At 65.6% G+C, this 17,923-nt stretch carries 21 protein-coding genes and 2 pseudogenes; 8 read left to right on the top strand and 15 right to left on the bottom strand.

Annotated features, from left to right (window positions below):
* Positions 1 to 13 precede the first annotated feature (13 nt).
* Positions 14 to 229: pseudogene (locus P3L18_RS23930) on the top strand (ATP-binding cassette domain-containing protein); the annotation flags it as partial.
* Between the two features lie 144 nt (positions 230 to 373).
* Positions 374 to 526, top strand: a complete 153-nt coding sequence (locus P3L18_RS23935; protein ID WP_276115490.1) for an oligopeptide/dipeptide ABC transporter ATP-binding protein — start codon at positions 374 to 376, stop codon at positions 524 to 526.
* 27 nt (positions 527 to 553) lie between these two features.
* On the opposite strand, the gene gap is transcribed toward P3L18_RS23935, so the two are convergent.
* The 3 genes from gap to P3L18_RS23950 all read right to left on the bottom strand — a co-directional run bounded on the left by gap (position 554) and on the right by P3L18_RS23950 (position 2,577).
* Positions 554 to 1,549 carry a type I glyceraldehyde-3-phosphate dehydrogenase gene (gap, locus tag P3L18_RS23940; protein WP_271355545.1) on the bottom strand — a complete coding sequence of 332 codons (996 nt, stop codon included), beginning with the start codon at positions 1,547 to 1,549 and terminating at the stop codon, positions 554 to 556.
* A gap of 13 nt (positions 1,550 to 1,562) precedes the next feature.
* Positions 1,563 to 2,147 (bottom strand): TetR/AcrR family transcriptional regulator, encoded by a 585-nt coding sequence (locus tag P3L18_RS23945; RefSeq protein WP_276115477.1) that lies wholly within the window; start codon positions 2,145 to 2,147, stop codon positions 1,563 to 1,565.
* Positions 2,148 to 2,217: 70 nt separating this feature from the next.
* Entirely contained in the window at positions 2,218 to 2,577 is a 360-nt protein-coding gene (locus P3L18_RS23950) for a hypothetical protein (protein ID WP_276115478.1), read from the bottom strand.
* A 149-nt stretch (positions 2,578 to 2,726) separates the two neighbouring features.
* Between P3L18_RS23950 and P3L18_RS23955 the strand changes: the two genes are divergently transcribed.
* On the top strand, positions 2,727 to 4,181 hold the full coding sequence (locus tag P3L18_RS23955; RefSeq protein WP_271355543.1) for an MFS transporter: 1,455 nt from the start codon (positions 2,727 to 2,729) through the stop codon (positions 4,179 to 4,181).
* Positions 4,182 to 4,240: 59 nt separating this feature from the next.
* Here P3L18_RS23955 and P3L18_RS23960 read toward each other — a convergent pair whose 3' ends face one another.
* From P3L18_RS23960 to P3L18_RS23985, 6 genes and pseudogenes are all read right to left on the bottom strand, one after another.
* Positions 4,241 to 6,637 carry a lysylphosphatidylglycerol synthase transmembrane domain-containing protein gene (locus tag P3L18_RS23960; protein WP_276115479.1) on the bottom strand — a complete coding sequence of 799 codons (2,397 nt, stop codon included), beginning with the start codon at positions 6,635 to 6,637 and terminating at the stop codon, positions 4,241 to 4,243.
* A gap of 154 nt (positions 6,638 to 6,791) precedes the next feature.
* A pseudogene (locus P3L18_RS23965) lies at positions 6,792 to 7,413 on the bottom strand (dihydrofolate reductase family protein).
* Positions 7,414 to 7,496: 83 nt separating this feature from the next.
* Positions 7,497 to 7,958 (bottom strand): SRPBCC domain-containing protein, encoded by a 462-nt coding sequence (locus P3L18_RS23970; protein WP_020171269.1) that lies wholly within the window; start codon positions 7,956 to 7,958, stop codon positions 7,497 to 7,499.
* 7 nt (positions 7,959 to 7,965) lie between these two features.
* Entirely contained in the window at positions 7,966 to 8,613 is a 648-nt protein-coding gene (locus tag P3L18_RS23975) for a dihydrofolate reductase family protein (RefSeq protein ID WP_079929756.1), read from the bottom strand.
* 1 nt (position 8,614) lies between these two features.
* Positions 8,615 to 8,953: a metalloregulator ArsR/SmtB family transcription factor gene (locus P3L18_RS23980; RefSeq protein ID WP_276115480.1), complete on the bottom strand. Its 339-nt coding sequence runs from the start codon at positions 8,951 to 8,953 to the stop codon at positions 8,615 to 8,617.
* A gap of 55 nt (positions 8,954 to 9,008) precedes the next feature.
* Positions 9,009 to 9,482, bottom strand: coding sequence for a hypothetical protein (locus P3L18_RS23985; RefSeq protein WP_006372972.1), 474 nt, complete (start codon positions 9,480 to 9,482; stop codon positions 9,009 to 9,011).
* Between the two features lie 77 nt (positions 9,483 to 9,559).
* On the opposite strand from P3L18_RS23985, the gene P3L18_RS23990 reads away from it, so the two are divergent.
* Positions 9,560 to 10,330, top strand: a complete 771-nt coding sequence (locus P3L18_RS23990) for a DUF6319 family protein (RefSeq protein WP_276115481.1) — start codon at positions 9,560 to 9,562, stop codon at positions 10,328 to 10,330.
* A gap of 6 nt (positions 10,331 to 10,336) precedes the next feature.
* Here P3L18_RS23990 and P3L18_RS23995 read toward each other — a convergent pair whose 3' ends face one another.
* Positions 10,337 to 10,876, bottom strand: coding sequence for a tetratricopeptide repeat protein (locus P3L18_RS23995; RefSeq protein WP_276115482.1), 540 nt, complete (start codon positions 10,874 to 10,876; stop codon positions 10,337 to 10,339).
* Between the two features lie 12 nt (positions 10,877 to 10,888).
* On the bottom strand, positions 10,889 to 11,719 hold the full coding sequence (locus P3L18_RS24000) for an SDR family NAD(P)-dependent oxidoreductase (protein WP_276115483.1): 831 nt from the start codon (positions 11,717 to 11,719) through the stop codon (positions 10,889 to 10,891).
* Positions 11,720 to 11,881: 162 nt separating this feature from the next.
* Here P3L18_RS24000 and P3L18_RS24005 point away from each other — a divergent pair, with 162 nt between their 5' ends.
* Positions 11,882 to 12,379, top strand: a complete 498-nt coding sequence (locus P3L18_RS24005; protein ID WP_276115484.1) for a hypothetical protein — start codon at positions 11,882 to 11,884, stop codon at positions 12,377 to 12,379.
* 61 nt (positions 12,380 to 12,440) lie between these two features.
* On the opposite strand, the gene P3L18_RS24010 is transcribed toward P3L18_RS24005, so the two are convergent.
* Positions 12,441 to 13,256, bottom strand: coding sequence for a thioesterase family protein (locus tag P3L18_RS24010; RefSeq protein ID WP_035728903.1), 816 nt, complete (start codon positions 13,254 to 13,256; stop codon positions 12,441 to 12,443).
* Between the two features lie 190 nt (positions 13,257 to 13,446).
* On the opposite strand from P3L18_RS24010, the gene P3L18_RS24015 reads away from it, so the two are divergent.
* Entirely contained in the window at positions 13,447 to 13,683 is a 237-nt protein-coding gene (locus P3L18_RS24015) for a hypothetical protein (RefSeq protein ID WP_276115485.1), read from the top strand.
* Between the two features lie 12 nt (positions 13,684 to 13,695).
* Positions 13,696 to 14,967 (top strand): fatty acid--CoA ligase family protein, encoded by a 1,272-nt coding sequence (locus P3L18_RS24020; protein WP_276115491.1) that lies wholly within the window; start codon positions 13,696 to 13,698, stop codon positions 14,965 to 14,967.
* Positions 14,968 to 15,016: 49 nt separating this feature from the next.
* Here the strand turns inward: P3L18_RS24020 and P3L18_RS24025 are convergent, their stop codons facing one another.
* Positions 15,017 to 15,937 (bottom strand): AraC family transcriptional regulator, encoded by a 921-nt coding sequence (locus P3L18_RS24025; protein WP_253193957.1) that lies wholly within the window; start codon positions 15,935 to 15,937, stop codon positions 15,017 to 15,019.
* An 81-nt stretch (positions 15,938 to 16,018) separates the two neighbouring features.
* Between P3L18_RS24025 and P3L18_RS24030 the strand changes: the two genes are divergently transcribed.
* A complete protein-coding gene (locus tag P3L18_RS24030) occupies positions 16,019 to 16,459 on the top strand; it encodes an anthrone oxygenase family protein (RefSeq protein WP_276115486.1) in 441 nt (146 codons plus the stop codon).
* Positions 16,460 to 16,495: 36 nt separating this feature from the next.
* Here the strand turns inward: P3L18_RS24030 and P3L18_RS24035 are convergent, their stop codons facing one another.
* Positions 16,496 to 17,113: a GyrI-like domain-containing protein gene (locus P3L18_RS24035; RefSeq protein WP_276115487.1), complete on the bottom strand. Its 618-nt coding sequence runs from the start codon at positions 17,111 to 17,113 to the stop codon at positions 16,496 to 16,498.
* 194 nt (positions 17,114 to 17,307) lie between these two features.
* Complete coding sequence (locus P3L18_RS24040; RefSeq protein WP_276115488.1) at positions 17,308 to 17,838, bottom strand: hypothetical protein; 531 nt, start codon at positions 17,836 to 17,838, stop codon at positions 17,308 to 17,310.
* Between the last annotated feature and the right edge of the window lie 85 nt (positions 17,839 to 17,923).

Here is a 17,923-nt window from a genome sequence, read left to right on the forward strand (position 1 = left end):
CACGAGTCTCGATCCACGTCGTACCGTCGCCCAGACACTGTCCGAGGCGTTGCGCATGCACGACCGCGAGTCGGGCACCGACCGCAGTCGTCTGAGCGAACTCGCCGACATGGTGGGTCTGACCGAACGACTCCTGTCGTCGGTACCGGGCCATCTGTCCGGCGGTCAACGACAGCGCGTGGCGATCGCCCGTGCGCTGGCCGCCGATCCGCGGGTACTCGTACTCGACGAAGCGGTCGCCGCACTCGACGTGTCCATCCAGGCGCAGATCCTCAACCTGCTCGCCGACATCCACGAGGCAACCAAACTCTCGTATGTCTTCATCACCCACGACCTCGCCGTCGTCCGGCAGGTCACCGAGCACACGATCGTCATGCAGGGCGGCAAGATCGTCGAACGCGGACCGACCGACGACCTCCTGCGCAGCCCCGAACATCCCTATACGCAAGCGCTACTCGACAGCGTTCCGCGTCCGGGGTGGACACCGCAGCGCAGGTCGGCGCCAACGCCGGAGTCGGTGGCCTGAAGTGGACGAGCGCGTATCCCTAACGCGTCAAGAGGCGACGAGAGCAGATAGCTCCACGAGACGGTTCGAGAAACCCCACTCGTTGTCGTACCACGCAAAGATCTTCACCTGATCACCGACGGCCTGGGTAAGCGGCGCATCGAAGATCGCGGAGTGTGGATTGCCGACGATGTCCGCGGAAACCAGAGGAGCCTCGGAATAGGCGAGATAGGTCGACATCGCCGGATTGCCAGCGGCAGAACGGAACACCGCATTGACCTCGTCGACCTCGACAGGCCGCGTGAGCTTGGCGGTTAGGTCGGTGATCGACCCCACCGGCACCGGAACGCGGAGCGAGAGCCCGGTAAGTCGTCCGTCGAGTTCGGGAATGATACGGCCGATGGTGCTCGCCGCACCCGACGAGGTCGGGATTGTCGACAGCGCTGCGGCACGTGCCCTACGAAGGTCCTTGTGCGGTGCGTCCTGTAAGCGCTGATCACTGGTGTAAGCGTGCACCGTCGTCATGAGACCCGATTCGATCCCGAACGACTCGTGTAGGACCTTGGCCATGGGCGCAAGGCAGTTCGTGGTACACGAGCCGTTCGAGAAGACATCGCCGCTGACATCGAGCGAGTCATCATTCACACCGAGCACCACGGCCGGAATGGCGGCATCGGCTGGCGCCGAGATGATCACTTTGTGCGCGCCGGCCTTGAGGTGATCCCGCGCACTGACCGCGTCGGTGAACCGACCCGACGATTCGATGACGACGTCGACACCGATGTCACCCCAATCGATCGACGCGGGTTCGCGCGCCGATGTGACCCTGATTCGTTGTCCACCGACCACAATGGCCCCGTCGTCCACATCGACATCCGCGAGGTGCCCGGCCAGCGAGTCCCACTCCAGCAGCGAGGCGAGGGTCGCGGCATCGGCGACGTCGTTGATCGCGACCACCTCCACATTTGCCGTATGCCCCAGGGCTGCACGCAGGTAACTGCGGCCGATGCGGCCGAAGCCGTTGATACCGATTCGAGCGGTCATCAGGTTCTCCTTCTCAGTGGTTTCGGCGATCGACTGCGGTGCGATGTGCCGCGTCGAGCAGGGCGACTGCGCCCCGAACAGCGGCATCCATCGGCGCTTGCTCGCCCTGGGCGCGCGCCAGGACGTATCCGCCCTGCAGGACCGCCGACAAGGTCCGCGCGAGGTCATGGGCGTCGGTGTCGGTGGGAAGCTCCTCGGCGTCGACAGCTTCGAGAATTGTTGCTTCCCAACGTTTCAGCATGGTGTCGAATGCGCCTGCGACGAGCGCGAGCAACTCCGCATCTTCGACGACCTGGGGATCCTGGGTCATGCGCCCTATGCGGCATCCCTGCGGGCCCGGTCGGGGGAGCGACAAGTATCGCTTGAGTCGTTCCAGCGGCGACTGTTCTCCGTCCAACACCGCTGAGTCGGCCACCATCTCGGCGACCACTTCCGACAAGGCCGCGACAGCCAATTCGTGTTTGCCGCTGAAATGGTGATACATGCTTCCTTGACCCACACCGGCGCGCGCCATCACGTCACGTGGGCTCGTCGCGGCATATCCACGCTCCCAGAGAAGACCCGCCATTGCCTCGGTCAGTTGCTCGCGTGACGTCACAGGAGGAGTGTAACAACTAGTATGTACGGACGCGCGTCGGACAGAGACGGCAGTCGTGCCGGGTCTTCGGCTATCGCCCGTAGGTCTGGCGCAGGTTCGCGTTGATCAGGGTGCCGATGCGCTGGCACAGGTGTCGGAACTGTCGGTCGTCGGGTGCAGGCGGTTCCACCAGCAGGGTCCAGCGCAGATCGGTGCCGCCATCGGTGCGCGCCGTGAGGTCGAAGGCGATCCGGGCGTCGGGGCGCTTGAGCCACAGCGACGACCAGACGACGTGGGAGGACCGCTCGGATTCGAGCACCACCGGCGCGATCTCGTCGTCCTCGAGGTGTAGCCACGGGCGACGTGGCTGACGATCGGGGTCGACGAGATCGTCGAAGATCACCCAGGGCGGCGCCGGCTGAGAACGGCGCTTCGAGGCGATGGCATCCACCCGGTGAGAGTAGGTGACCAGCAGTGACGCAGGCACGCATCCGCTGCGACAGAGTGCGACAGCAGGCGACAGGTCACGACAGAGCCACGACAGAACCGCTACCTAGCGTTGTCGGTAATCGAACCCCGGCTGCCCGCTAGGAGGACCTCATGACCAGCGTCACCACCGCGCCGACGACCACGTCGCGCACCTACACCTCGCTTGGAGCGGCATGGATACCGCTCGCCGCACTCTGTCTCGCGTTCTTCGTCGAGATGGTCGACAACACACTGTTGTCGATCGCCCTGCCCACCATCGGCCGCGACCTCGGCAGCGACACCGTCGCGCTGCAATGGGTCACCGGCGCCTACTCGCTGACCTTCGGCGGCCTGCTGTTGACCGCGGGCTCCATCGCCGACAGATTCGGCCGGCGGCGGGTGTTGCTCATCGGCCTCACCGCCTTCGGGCTGCTGAGCCTGCTCGTCGTGTTCGTCTCCACGACAGGCGAACTCATCGCCTTACGCGCCGCACTCGGTATCGCCGCCGCCGCGATGGCACCGATCACCAATTCGCTCGTGTTCCGCCTCTTCGACGACGAGACCCTGCGGATGCGTGCGATGACCGTCATGATCGTGGTCGGCATGGCCGGGTTCGTCCTCGGTCCGGTCCTCGGCGGCACCGCCCTGGCGCACGTCCGCTGGGAATGGCTGCTCGTCGTCAATGCACCGATCGCGCTGATCGCCGGCATCGGTGTCCGGCTCGGCGTCGCTGCCGACCGCTCCGACGGTCTGACGAAGGATCGACTCGACCTGCCGGGCGCTCTGTTGAGCATCGTCACGATCGGCCTCGCATGCTGGTCGTTGACCAGCGGCGTCGAGCACGGTTGGGTGTCGTGGCCCACCATCGCCTCCATCGTCGGCGCGGTGCTCGCCGCAGCGGCCTTCATCTGGCACGAACTTCGTTCGGCCGCTCCGATGCTCGACGTCCGGCTGTTCAAGGTCGGGACGATCCGCGGTGCCACCATCGCCCAGATCGGCACGTCGATCGCGATGGCCAGCGTGATGTTCGGACTGATCCTGCACTTCCAGTACGCCTACGGCTGGAGTCCGGTCAAGGCCGGTCTGGCCAACCTGCCGATCATCGTCACGATGCTCGTCGCGACGCCGATCTCGGAGTGGTTGGCCGGCCGGTTCGGCCACCGCATCGCCTGCCTCGTCGGCGCAGCCTGCCTGGCCGGATCGCTCGGCGGCCTGGCATGGGGTGTCGAGCACGGCTACCTCGTCATCGCGCTCTCGATGGTCGTGATGACCATCGGCCTGCGCACGGTGATGACCATCTGTGCCATCGCCCTCGTCGAGGCGATGCCGGCCAACCGCACGTCCATCGGCACCGCGCTCAACGACACCGCCCAGGAGGTCGGCACGAGCCTGGGGACCGCCGTCATCGGCACCATCATCGCCGCGGTGGTCACCACTCAGCTCCCGGCCGGCACCTGGGGCGCCGACCTCGTCGAGTCGTTCTTCCACGGAGAGCGGCTGACCTACGGCATCCTCGCGGTCGTCGTCGGGGTCGTCACCGCGGTCGGCGCGATGGCGCTGACCAACTCACGTAGCACGCAGGAGTGATGGCTCGATGCTTCGAGGGCACCGCATGCCCGGCCCTCCAGGCCGGGCATGCGGTGTTTTCAGATCATGTTCTTGCGGGTCATCCAGTGCATCACCGGCCACCCGATGAAGACCGGTAACCAACAGGTCAGGACCCGATAGAGCAGCACCGCGGGTACCGCCACCGCCGAGGGAAGGCCGAAGGCGGCCAGTCCACCGATCAGCGCGGCCTCGACGGCGCCGACACCGCCAGGCGTCGGGGCGGCCGATGCCAGGGTTCCGCCGATCATCGTCACCACGGTGACGGTGACGAACGAGGTCTGCCCACCAAAGGCGTACACGCTGGCCCACAGTGCCAGCGCTCCGCCGAGAGTCGTGGTGGCACAACCCAAGACGATGGTGCCGAGCCGCTTGGGCTCACGTGCCACGTCGAGGATGTCGGTCAGCAACTCGATCACCCTGGGCCGCAACGACGTTCCCAGCCAATGCCGAAGCTTCGGAACGAGGAGGAACACACCGACGACGCCGAGTAGAGCGCCGGCGACCAGGTAGAGCACCGTCGTGGAGGGAACGAAATGTTCGAGGTTGGTCGATGTTCCGGCCAGCGTGGTGAATACGATCAAGAGCGCTACATGGACGATCACCTGCACACTCTGTTGCAGGGCGACCGCCGTGGTCGCGCGGACTCCGCCGAGACCGCCCTTCTGCAGGAACCGGGTACTCAGGGCGAGCCCGCCGACACCCGCCGGGGTGGTGGTGGCGGCAAAGGTGTTGCCGAACTGCATGATCACGAGGTTGCGGAAGCTGACCACGCCGTCGGCGCACGCCCACAACGCCGCGGCCGCACCGACATAGGTGAGCATCGACACGACCAAACCCATCAGCGCCCACCACCAGTCGAGGCTGCGCAGTTCACCGAAGAACGTCGGGACGGTGCTGATGAACGGGTAGGCCACGTACACGAGGGCGACCAGCAGTACGAGTTGGATGACCTGGCTGCGGGTGAACCGGGTGATCGGGGCGGCCTGGATTTCACCGCCGGTTTGCGAGACGATCTCCTCCCGCGCCTGCGACAGCGTGGATTTCGCGTCGGCGAGACCATCCCGGATGCGGGAGGGCAGAGCGGTTTTGGTGAGACGGCGGGAGGCGACAAGGACCCGGTCCTCACCGAGCACATCGATGGCCGCGGTGACCGCGGCCTCGGCGCCGTACAACTCGGTGGTGCTCGCGAGCATCTGGGCGATGTCGGACTCCATCCGATTCTCGTTGGCGCCGTACTCGGCGTGGGTGAACCCACCGAACAGGACTGTCCCGTCGAGAACGGTGATCCGACTTGCCCGGAGATCACCGTGCGCGATGCCGTGTGAATGCAGTTCCTGCAGGGCCTCCCACAGCGCCCGCGGTGTGGTCTGGGTGATCGCGGCGTCCAGGTCGCAGCCGCGACGCGTGCGGTGGGCATACATCGTCCATCCCCGGTCGAGGGAAGCGACCGCGACGGGAGCGGAGTCGGCGAGCCCGACATCGCCGACGGCGATCGCCATCAGCCCGCGATGCTCGACCATCCGGCTGACCGAGAGCTGCAGCGGCCCGGTCTCCTGGGTCCGCAGTCGGATCTTGCGGACGAACTGCCGGAGCAGTCCGGCACTGTGCTGATTGGGGCCGTAGAGGTCGATGACCACGTGACCGCAGTCGTCCGAGTCCGACGTAGACTCGTCCGTCGTCGAGTCCGCCTCCAGCCCGAGAGGCCCGGTACCAGCCGGGGTGACGATCGACAACGCGGTCACCTCGATTCCCCGTTGCCCCAGCACCCGGACCGCGCTCTCCAGCGGTACCACCAGAGCCGGCGTGCCCACCACCCAGACGACGATCGACCCGACCAACCAGCCGGTCGACAACCCGAAGACCGCTCCGGCCGGAACGACGGAGCTGACCACGAGATGGATCGGGATGAAGGCCAACAACAGCGTCCACCACCAGCGCCGCCAACGGGCGGGCAACCACGGCCCGGACACGGTCAACACCGCGGCGAGCATCGCGATCCATCGCGGGTCGTCGAGGAATTGCGAGACAAGCGAATTGAATCGCTGGTGTCGGTCGAAGTGCCAGTTGGGTGCGCTGACACCGTTCTCGCTGATGGACAACGACAGGAAAGTGATCGCCGCCGCGGCGCCGTAGGCCCACAACATGCGCCACTGACGTGCGGCGAGCAGTTCCAGCAGGATCACGAACGGTAACGCGAGGATCGCGAGACCGTAGGCGAGGTAGACGAGATCGGCCTGGGTGGGGGACAGGACCCCGATGATGCGGGAGATGGACTGCTCGAGATCGACCCAATTGTTGCGGGTGATGAGCGAGCCGACCACGACCACCACGAGCATCAGCGTTGCGGCCACCACCCGCAGGATGTCGGTGGTGCGACGCCACAGCGGTTGCAGCAGGCTCCCCGATACGGTGATCTGCCGACCGTCGACGTCCATCTGCCCCGAATCTCCGCTGACTATGTGCCGCCCCGTGCGCCGGTACGCGCCGGAGCCGTCGAGCTTCCCATAAACATAGTCGGCGCCGGAGCGTCCGAGGGTCGCGGCGGTCCGGCGGTGTGGGGCAGGACCGCGACAGCCGGCAACGCGGTCCTCACGACTGGGCGTCGATGTCACCGACCCCCGGCGTCCCGTCGGCTCGCGCGTACTGCAGGTAAACCGTTCCGCCGGGCGAGGCCGTCGGCGGCATCGAGAAGAGTCAGAACGGTGGGCAGTGTGCCCTGATCGAACACCTTCTTGCCCACGCCCAGCACGATCGGGTGCACCCACAGATCGAGCCGATCGAACAGCTTCTCCCGCACGAGTGTCTGTACCAGATTCAGGCTGCCGACCACGGTCACGTGCTCGTGCACGTTCCGGAGTTCACCGACGGCGGACACCAGGTCTGGTCCGAGAAGATGTGAGCCCGACCAGGTCAGCTCCGGATCACCGGTTGACGCAACATACTTGGGAATGCTGTTGAAGAGCTTGGCGAACGGCGACGACTGGGGATCCTGATTCGGCCAGTACCGGGCGAAGATGTCATACGTCCGACGACCGAGGAGTAGAGCATCGGTGTGCTCGTAGGCGGCGACGACCTGCGCGCCGCTGACCTCGTTGAGCAGCGGTACCTGCCACCCGCCGTACGGGAAGCCGTCGGGATCCTCGTCCGGGCCGCCGGGTGATTGGCCGACGAGATCCAGCGTGGAGAACAGTTCGATCTGAATGATGCCCATGGCAGACCTCCGGGAGAGTGTGGCGAGCAGTGTCGGAGATATCGACACGCCGGCCGTATAGAACTCATCGCCCCGGAAGGGTCTCAGCCGAGATAAGCACCCAGCGCATCGAGCAGGCCCCGCGTGCCCTTCTCCCGGTTGGGGCCGTCGGCCCAGAACCGGTCGAAGAACACCCCGTGCTCGGCGTGAGTGAATCGGGTTCCCGCATCCACCGACTCGAACTCCAGCGATGCCACGGACGTGGACATGTGGATGCCGTCGATCCACATGTCGTAGGTCGTGACGATGCGGTTGTGCTCGACGATGTCGGTATAGGTGGCCACATACCGCGAGACCGGGCCGTCGTGGAATCTGCCTTCGGCGACGTCACGACCACCGACCCGGAAGTCGAAGGCCCACTCGATGGGATCCACCGAGTCGCCCCCGCCCCACCAGGAGAGCTTCTCCTGTTCATCGGCAAAGGCATCCCAGACGCGGTGCACCGGCGCGGGATAGTCGCGGGTCAGGGTGAATTCGGCGCGCGCGAGTCGACGTTCGATGCTCATCTGTGTCCTATCGGGTGAAGGTGACGTGGATGGTGCCGCTCTCGGCGACCTCGGTGGTCACCTTGTGGGTGCGGTCGAGGGCGGGCAGGTCGTCCCACAGCCGCATTCCTCGGCCGAGGACGATCGGGGCGACCATGAGATGTAGGTGGTCGACGAGTCCCGCGCGCAGGAACTCGCGGGCGGTGCGCACCCCACCGCCGACGCGCACGTCGAGTCCAGCAGCCGCGGCGGACGCTTCGGCGAGCACGTCGTCGACTGCGCCGCTGCGGAAATGGAAGGTGGTCCCGCCCTGCATCTCGATCGAGGGACGTGGTGCGGTGTGGCTCAGGACGTAGACGGGCGTACCGAACGGCGGTTCGTCACCCCACCAGCCCTTCCAGTCCGGGTCATCGGGATAGGTGTGCAGCCCGAACATCGATGCCCCGATGATCTCGGCGCCGATCCCCTCGAAATGTGCTGCGGCATAAGTGTCGTCGACGCCGGTGGTGCCTGCGCCGCTGGTGTCGCCGAAGACTCGTTCGTGAAAGGTGCGGGTGGCCGCGTAGGACGCGGTGAGCCGCCCCCAGTCCTCGCCCATCGGGTTGTCGGCGGATTCGCCGCCCATGGAGGTGTATCCGTCCAGTGAAACGAACATGTCGATGCGAACGCGGGTCATGTCAGGTCTCCTTGTGAGTCGTGCGGGTCAGGTGGATGCCGAGCCGATCGGCCTGGTGTTCTGCAGGGGTGCGCTGCTCGCCGAGCCAGACATGCAACACATCGAGTGAACCCGGGCGCAGGCTGACGGTGCGAACCCGTCCAACCTTGTGCGACACGATGATTCCGGCTTCTTCGAGTACCCGCAGATGTTGCATGAACGACGGCAACGCCATCGGGAACGGTGCCGCGAGTTCGGATACGACGGCCGGCGAGATTGCCAACCGTTCGACGACGGCGCGACGAGTCGGGTCCGCGAGAGCGCGGAGCACCGTGTCGACATCGCCGTGATACTTAGTCACACGCCTAAGTGTTGCCGACTTGCAGGTCGGCGTCAAGGGCGCGTGTCAGTTCGATTCACACGTCCAGCGCCAGCTCCGTGAGAAGAAGACCCGACTCGACGCCCGGGTCATAGCTGATCTGCAATAGATGACCGCCCTTCCCGGTGGAGGTGTAAACCTGCTCGCTCCGTTCGAGATTCGGTCGGTTGACCTCCTCGTGAAACGTCCCGTCGTCAACGATGACCAATGTGCGATCCAGTTCTTCGCTGACCTCAGACCTACCCAGCAACGCGTCGCGGGTATCGGCGGATGTGGTGCGCACGACGACCTTGCCTCCCGAATCGGGGAACCCGCCATCCCATTCGCATGCGACGACGTGGTCATCGCGAGACAGACGAAGGCCTAACTTCTCCGCAAAGGGAAGGGACAAGTCGCACGGATCGGGATGAAGTATCCGCACTGCTCCGATCGCCGCCACGGCAACAACGGCGATCGAGACGACGCCCCCGCACAGCCACCACGCAACGCCCCTCCGAGCCCGCTCGCGCATGCCGGCATCGTATCGATGCCTCGCATCGCACAGGCTGAACGCGCGGATACCGGTCCGAACACCACCCTGTCGCACACATGTGCGAGTATGGTTCCGTGAGTTCACGCAAAGGGGACGGTCTGACGTCCGACGACCTGACAGCGCTGTCCGCCGGACTCGCCACGGGTAAGAGGGTCACGGTCTATCTGCGCGACCCCATGCCCTCCCTCAACCTCGACGCCGGGACCTCGGCTCGCGTGGTGTCCATCGAGGGATCGGTCGTGACGGTGCGCCCGAAAGGCGTCGACGATCAGTTGCCCTTCGAGGCGAATGAATTGCAGAGGTCGCAGGCCGCAACGGGGTCCGCATCTCCGGCACAGAAGCGAGCCGCGAGGCCTGCACCTGCGAAGGTTGCTGCACAGCCACCCGTCCCGGCCGCGCCGCCGGTCCCGTCGAACTCGACAACCCGGAAATCCGAATCCAGGCCCGGGGGAGCAGGCACCGCAGCCCCGACGCCACGAACCGTGAACACGAGTCCGCAGAGTTCGAGCGCTGCTCCGAAGGCGCCACGGCGAGCGAAGACCACGACAGCCGCCGTGAGCGTCACGCTCACCTCAACCCCCGCAGGAAGCTGGGCCGTCTCGGTGTCGCAGGGCAGCAAGAAAACCGTCAGGGCGACCGAGGTGACCGCTGATCGCGTGGCGCGGGCGATGCGCGAACTCGGCAACGACGCCGCCATCGCAGCCGTCGACGAGGTCATCAGCGCAGCGCGCGAGGCGGCGCAACGCAGGATCGACGAACTCAGTCACGAACTCGAAACCGCGCGTGCGGCATTGGCACATCTCGAGGATCAGGCGTCGGATAGCTGAGCGGTACTATGCGCTGTCGGTGCCGCCGCTGTCGAGATCTCGTAAGTACTGCGCGTTACCTCTGATCGCCGCCTCGTAGCGTGGGACGTCTCCGTCCCTCATCTCGTCGGCCACGAGCTCGAGCACCATCGCGAGGGAAGTCGCGGCCCGGCCGTCGGCATGGACACTGAGGGCGTGAAAGATACGCAACGCGTGCGATCTCGGAAAGCGTTGGCACGCGTCAGCGAAAACGGCAAGAGACTCGTCAAGCCGCCCGAGGTTGCGCAGGGTGCTTCCGTATTGGAGTAGGCATCGCGCCAGGCGGTCACCGGATAGCCCGGCCGCCAAGGCTTCCCGGTACAACGCCTCCGCCCGGACCCCATCGCCGGCCGTGTCGTAGGAGCCCGCCAACTCGTACAAGACGGCAGCGTGTCCGGGGTGACGCGCGAGCAGATCCTCGAAGTACGCGATCGTCGGCTGCATGTTCGCGCGGTCCCGCTGGTCGAATCCGTGGGCAATGGCTGCTTCGAGTTCGTGATCGTCGAGTGCGTCATCGTCGGTATTCACGGTTTCGATCTCCTACTGTTCGGCGGTGAGCCAGGTACGGGTGACTCCCAGGACGCGCTCGCCATCGAGATCGGCCAGCGATATACCGGCGAAAATCGTTGCGGCGTCCGAACTCTGCCACCGGAACCGGAAACTCTCCGTCATCGCAGCGTCAGCGATGGCGAGCGCCGCGCTCTGAGCAGTCTGCGCGTTGGCGAACGCACCGGCGGTTCGGCTGAGATAGGCATCGAGCAGCGGACCGTAAGCGTCGGCGCCTTCGGGACGCTCAGCGTTGGAGACGAAGTCGCTCGCCACGGCGGCCGGTTCGATCACCGCGACATGCAGGTTGAAGTTCTCGGCGACCACCGCCAGGGACTGCATGAATCCTTCGACGGCGAACTTCGCGCCGCAATAGGCGTCGGCGAATGGTTGTCCGACGACGCCACCCACACTCGTGACCGTCAGGATGCTGCCGCTGCGGCGTTCCCGCATACCTGGCAGGACGAGCTTCGTGAGATTCACCGGGGCAAGGTAATTCACATCCAGCTGCGCCTGGATGTCCGACATCGACAACTGCTCGGCGGTCGCCACACAGCCCTGACCCGCGTTGTTTACCAAAACATCGATCGCGCCGTGGTCACTGACCACCTCGGCGACCAGGCGGGCGGCGGCAGTGTGATCGACCACGTCCAGCGCTCGGATGTCGAGCTCCACGCCGGCGTCGGCCGCAGCGTCACGCAATCGACCGGATCGACCGGTGTCGCGCATGGTGGCGACGACCCGCACGCCGCGGCGAGCGAGCTCGACCGCCGCGTACATGCCCATGCCGGAGGAGGTGCCGGTGACGAGTGCTACTTGTGTCATGCCCACACCGTAATCGTGGCGGTGTCGGGTCCGGATGGCATTGCGTCGGCCGCAGCGTTGCACGGCGATGATGTCTCGTCCGCGTTGGTTGTCGGCGGTGGCGACTAGTGTCTGCGACGAGCACGCCCACTCATCCGTCGGCCGACCAGGAGGAAACAGTCAATGGCCAGTGGTTACCGATCATCAGCCGACTGGACTGCGGTGGCACGAGTCATCGCCGAGGCCACCGACCGGGGGATCGGCGCGGCACGCACTCATGAGCTCGAAGAATTACTCGACGTTGTCGAGGAACTCGCGATCCACGCCGACGCCGCCCGTGACGTACACGGCCACTTGGTGCGCGAGCTGCTGGAAACCTCGTATCAGGACGGGCTCGACGGCGACGATATCGCCGAAGTCCTCAACCGCACCGTGAGTGCCGCCGGATGCTGGAACGCACAGGTGGACCCCACCGCCGTCGCGGTGGTGCTCACCGGCGCGCTCGGCGTAGCAGAGCGGCCCGAGGACGGAACGACGTCGGTGCCCACACCGAACGACGTCGTCGTCGCGGCGCTCCTGGTGGCTGCCGATCTGGCGTCGGCGGCCGCTGTCGATCACGGCCCGTATGTGACTCGTGCAGTCGAGGAGCTACGCCGCGCGCAGACAGTCGAGATGCCCTGAGCGGCTCGGTGGCACGAGGTGGCCGACGCGCCACAACCATTGGTGGACACCGCGGCGGTACTCACCGGGCATGCCAGCCGAGGACCCGCCGACTCTGCCGTGCCGTGGCCAGCAACCGTCCCGACTCATCTCGCAAGGTCGTGTCATCGACCGACCACCCTCCCGACGTCGACACATTCCGCGTGTGGACGAGGACGGGCGCGGGCGACGGGTCGTCGAGCGCGGCGGCCGCGTGCATCGAGAACGCCACAGTCGGGACGGCCAGGGGAGCCGACAGCGTCGGAAAGACCCCCGGCGGAAGGCAATCGGCGAGAAGCGCGAGATAGGCGAAATCCATCGACATCGGTGTTCTCGTCGAGATCCACGCCCGCATCCAGGCATCCTCCGAACCGGTCAGCGGGAGCGCGCCGTCGGTGGGACGTAGGTCGAGATGTCCACCCATCGGGACGATCTCGGGCGGGATCATGAATGGTTCGCAGTCCTCGGGACGCGCGACGACATCCGCCGACACATCCACGATGTCGGCTGGGGACGCCGGCCCCTCCCGGCCCAGGGTCACCGTGGCGGCCGCGACATCGCGACCGCCCTGGGTGATGCCGACATCGACAATGCGCGTGCTGCCGCCGATCTTCTTCTCAAGGAGAGTCAGGACGAGTTCACCGTCGGCAGGTCGTCCAAGGAATCGGAGGTCGAGCGCTCGCACCGATCGATCCGGTACGGCCGCCGCTGCCACGTGGCCAGCCAGAGCCGCGATCACCCCGCCATGCGGACCGGACCAGCCCCACCATGAGCGATCGATGTCGGCCGACCACGTGCCCTCACCAATCGGCTTGACCGAGAACTCATCAACCAGCGCCTGCCTACCGAGTTGTTTCACGCAACCGAGGTAATCACACCGAGTTTCGTCACGCAACTCACTTCGCACAGGATCTCGGACCTCCGCCGATCGGGGGAGGGCACACTCCGCTGGCCGATCAGCCAATCGGCGGTCCCCAGAGCATCGGAGTCCCGAGCACACTCACATGTGTTGCCGGTTCCGACGACACCGCCTTCGGAAGGAGCGCACCATGACCACCAGCCACGAGACCGGGTTCGACGGCTCCTACATCTCGGCGGTTGCCGCACGTCTCGACGAGAACCGAGACACCGTCGTTCTCGAAGACGACGACCGGATCTACTCGGGAAAAGCGCTGCAGGACATGATCGATCACCTCGATCGCGCACTGTGGTCACAGGGTGTGCGCCCCGGCGACCGGGTCGCGTTGATCGCCCCGATCACCGCCACTGCGATCGCTGCGCGGTAGGCCGCATCGCAGATCGGCGCGGTCACGGTGTTCTGCCCGGGTGCCGGCACTCCCGAACGGCTTGCCGTGTTTCTGTCCCGCATCGCGCCCAGCCACGTCATCGTGTTTCCGGAGACCGCCGACGCGGTGGCCGCGGCCGGCGCCTCGACGGCGCTCTCGGTCGGGGCGGTGGACGGTGCTGTCAACCTCCTGGCCGTTCAGCCGGGCGTCGACGGCGTCCATCCTGCTGTGACCGTCGGCGCCAACGATGACTGCGTGGTGGTCGCCTCGGGCGGGACGACAGGGGTTTCCAAGGCAAGCATCCGCTCCGTCGGCGCATACCGAAGGTTGGTCGATCTCGGTTCCAACCCTGGTCGTCGCCAACTGGTGTGCACGCCACTCGCCTACATCGCGCAAACCATGGTCGACGCCACGCTGCTCGGCGGCGGCACTGTCGTACTGCGCCGCAGCGCCGATCCCGGCGTCATCATCGATACCGTGCAGCGGCGCCACATCACGCACCTGACGCTCGTCGAACCCCAGCTCGTCGAATTCGCTTACGACGACACTCTTTCCGACGCCGACCTGTCGTCGTTGATCATGCTGACCCACGTCGGCGCCGACGCCGCACCGGCCTTGCGCACGAAACTGCTGAGGCGACTCGGCTCTCCGGTCCTCGCAAACACTTACGGCGCCAGCGAGTTCGGTCTCGCCAGCATTCTCGCCGGCCCCGCCTACACACTGTGCTCGTCACATCTGGCGACCGCCGGACGACCCCGCCCTGACATCGGCCTGCGCGTCGTCGACGACACCGGCACACCAGTGCGTGACGGCCGGTCCGGGTTCATCGAAGTAGACACACCGGAGCAGGCGTACGCCTACAGTGTCAGCCCCGCCAATTCCGGCTTTCTACCCGATGGCTGGTTCCACACCGGCGACGTCGGCCTCATCCATGAGGGTTATCTGCAGATACGCGGACGCGCTGGGGATCGCCGGCGCACAGCACGAGGAGATCGGTTTCCCGTCGACCTCCAGCAGGTCCTCTGCTCGAATCCCGCTGTGCGGTATGCCGTCGCGATCCCCGCACCTGCCGGCGCCGACCAACCTTTCGGTGCCGCGATCGTCCTCGACGCGAGTTCGGGGGAAGACGTGCTCACCGACCTGAATGCCCACCTCGTCGCCAGGGCGCCGGAGTTCGCGGGAACCCCGATCGTCATCGTCGATCACGTCCCGACGACCGAACAGGGCAAGCCGGATCGCGCGGTGATCAGCTCGCTCGTGTTCCCGTCCACCCAGATCGGGTAACCGGAGGTCTTGTCACCAGTGCGGCGCCCACCGGTGGTGGCACCACCCATCACCGGTGGGCGAGGCGGTAGTGCGCCGGGCTCTGGCCGTGTACCGATTTGAATGCGTTACTGAACGAGTATGCCGACCCGTATCCGACTCGGCGAGCGATCGTTTCGAGCCCGTCGTCCGTGGCGATGAGAGCGTCGGCCGCCAGCGTCATCCGCCAGCGCGCGAGATACCGCGCCGGGGTTTCGCCCACACCATCGCGGAACTTCGCGGCGAGTCCGGACCGCGAGACGTGCATTGCGGCCGCCAATGAGGTGACCGACCAAGGCTTTTCGGGTGATTCGTGCATCAGGTCCAGCGCGCCGGCGACGGTTGGGTCGACAGTGCCGGACAGCCATCCCGGCCCGGCCAGAGGCGCCGCGGCGCGGATCACCGAGGCAACGACGACGTCGAGGAGACGATCGATGACAAAGCTGTGCCCGGGTTTCGGATCGGCGAGTTCGCTGCGAAGTAGGGCAAGTAGTGTTTCGTCGACGCTCCCGGGTGGTGGGACCGTGATGTCCCGCAACTGCTCGGTGAGGTGGTGGCCGACCTGCGACACGCGGGCATAGGTGCCCACCAGCAATTGGTCGGCTCCGTCGTCGTCATTTCCCCATGTGAGCAGACCTCGGTGCGCGGTGGACCGCATCGTCTCGGAGAGCGGAATACACACTCCGCCTTCGATGATGCGCACCGTCGGAGGGCGTTGCGGCGCGTCGGCGACAACGTAGCGCGGGCCGTGTGCGACCAACGCCACCTGGCCCGCCACCAGCCGCACCGGCTGTCCTGAACCCGCGAGCCATACCGCTCCGCGATCCACAGCGATCACCGTGAGCGGGGCGCCGTCATCGATGTCGACCGACCACGGCGCAGTCATCGACAGGCGCAGCGCGAACAGGCCCTGCGCCCGCAAGCTGGACAGCATCCGAAACAACGGGTCCACGACCTCAGATTAGACGTTTGCGTATGAATGCTGGATGGCTCGGCATGGAGAACGCCAGATCATCGACCGATGCTTGTTCCCATGATTATGAAGACAGTGATCGGATTGGCCTCACTCCTCAGCGCGACTCTGGCAGGCTTTTACTTCGCTTACGCCACAGTGATCACCGTTCAGGGCGGAGTCGACGGCGCGGACGCGATGCGCACGATGAATTCGGTTGTCGAGCGTCCGCCGTTTCTGGCGCTCTTCTTTTTCGCCCCGCTGCTCGCGGTCGCCACGGCGGTCTGGATCGTCGTCGCCGGCCCGCGGGACGCTCGTGGGCTCGCCGCGGTGTTCGGTGCAGTATGCGCGATCGCCGCGTGCGTCACGACGGTGGCGATCAACGTACCCCTCAATCAGCGACTGGCCACCGGCTCGGTGGAATGGGCCACGTTCACCCGCACGTGGGGAACGTGGAACGTGCTACGCCTGTGGTTGTCGTTGCTCGGCGCGATCGGGATGGGAGTGGCCGCGCTCCGCTGACCGTAGGCCGAGCGCGACAAGGCAGAAGCCTCCTCTTCACACTCGTTCGACGGGCTGCCTGAGGATGGTGCGCAGCTTCGCGGGCTCGACCTTGCGGAAGTCGTTGAAGTAGATCTCGTGGTGTTTGCCCGTTGGTTTCAGCCCCGCAGTCGGGATGAAGGTGCGGTGCATCTCGGCCAGCGTGTCGGCCTCGTCGTCGTAGGAGCCGATGTAAAGCCGCTGAACGGAGAGTCCCTCGTGGAGCGTCTCCAATCGCACCCTGTCGAGGCTCGCGGGCGGGTTCTTGTTGGCGGCCTTGGCTATCGCAGCGTCGAACATCTCGGGGGTGATCCAGTCGGGGACCATGATCATGGCTGTCCAGTCCCATTGGGATTTGTCGCGCCTGTCGGTGAAGGCGTCCATGTCCTCGGCCGACCAGAGCGATTCGAGGGGCATGACGGCGTAATCCTTGCCGAGCTCTTTCTTGCTCGCGAACTTGAGTTTGTAGGCGACGGAGTACAGTGCGGCGACGGCGTCGGTGTATTCCTGGGCGGTGTTGGGGTCGCCGTGGCCGTCGACCATGAGGTACTGCAGTGGTGGGACCTCCACGATCTGAAACGCCTTGGAGCTGGCGCGGTAGGAGGCCAGCTCTTTCTTGAAGTCTGTCTTCGTCATTGTTGTGCAACCCCGTGCGGCTGGTCGTTTCCAGCCACATCCTTTCTGCCTCAAGGAGGCTGAGTGAATAGGAAATGACTGCTCCTGCGGCCGCAAGAAGTGGCCGTTCTGCGCCGAGAGTCCATCTCGTCATCGCTGAGCAGTGGCGTTCGGCGAGCGACACCAGGCACGAGCCGGTAGTCGTGGTGTGGTGTTCACGGCCACAGCTGAATCGCGAGCTGGACCGAATACAGATCGGGTGGGTCATTGTCCTGGTCCTCATCGAGAACCCTGTCCTGATGCCACAGGGAGGCCCGGAAATGGTATGTGCCAGGAGGGATGTCAAGCGTGCCGAACACGGGGTGGTCTCCGGGCCCAACCTCGCTCACCCCGCCGCGCCACAACCGGGGTGGCGTGGTGAACGTGAGTACCGCCTCTGCCGTGTACACGCGAGTTGTCTCATCTGGGGCCAGGGGGTGGACGGCAACGAGCGGATGTATCGGCTTGATGGGAGGTGGCGCTCCGGCGAGAAGCTCGATGCGTAGGCCGATGTGCGCTACGTCGCGGAGGAGCACGACCCACGCCGTTTCGACTCCGGTCGTCAGAATCTCATAGTCGACCGAGGTGACCGGCTGAGGTTCAAGCATCTCGTCGAAGTCCAAATCCCCACAAAGAAACACACCGCCGTCGGCATAAACAGGGAACGACCCGACCCACGTCGCTATTGGTGCGTGCTCGCTGCTCATATCACGGCCCGGAAGGATTCGTTGTTTAACCCCAATACCGTTCAGTTAAGGTTACATGGGTGTAGTTTGTAGGGTATGCCTCGTG

This window comes from Gordonia sp. N1V (assembly GCF_029269935.1).
GTDB lineage: Bacteria > Actinomycetota > Actinomycetes > Mycobacteriales > Mycobacteriaceae > Gordonia > Gordonia polyisoprenivorans.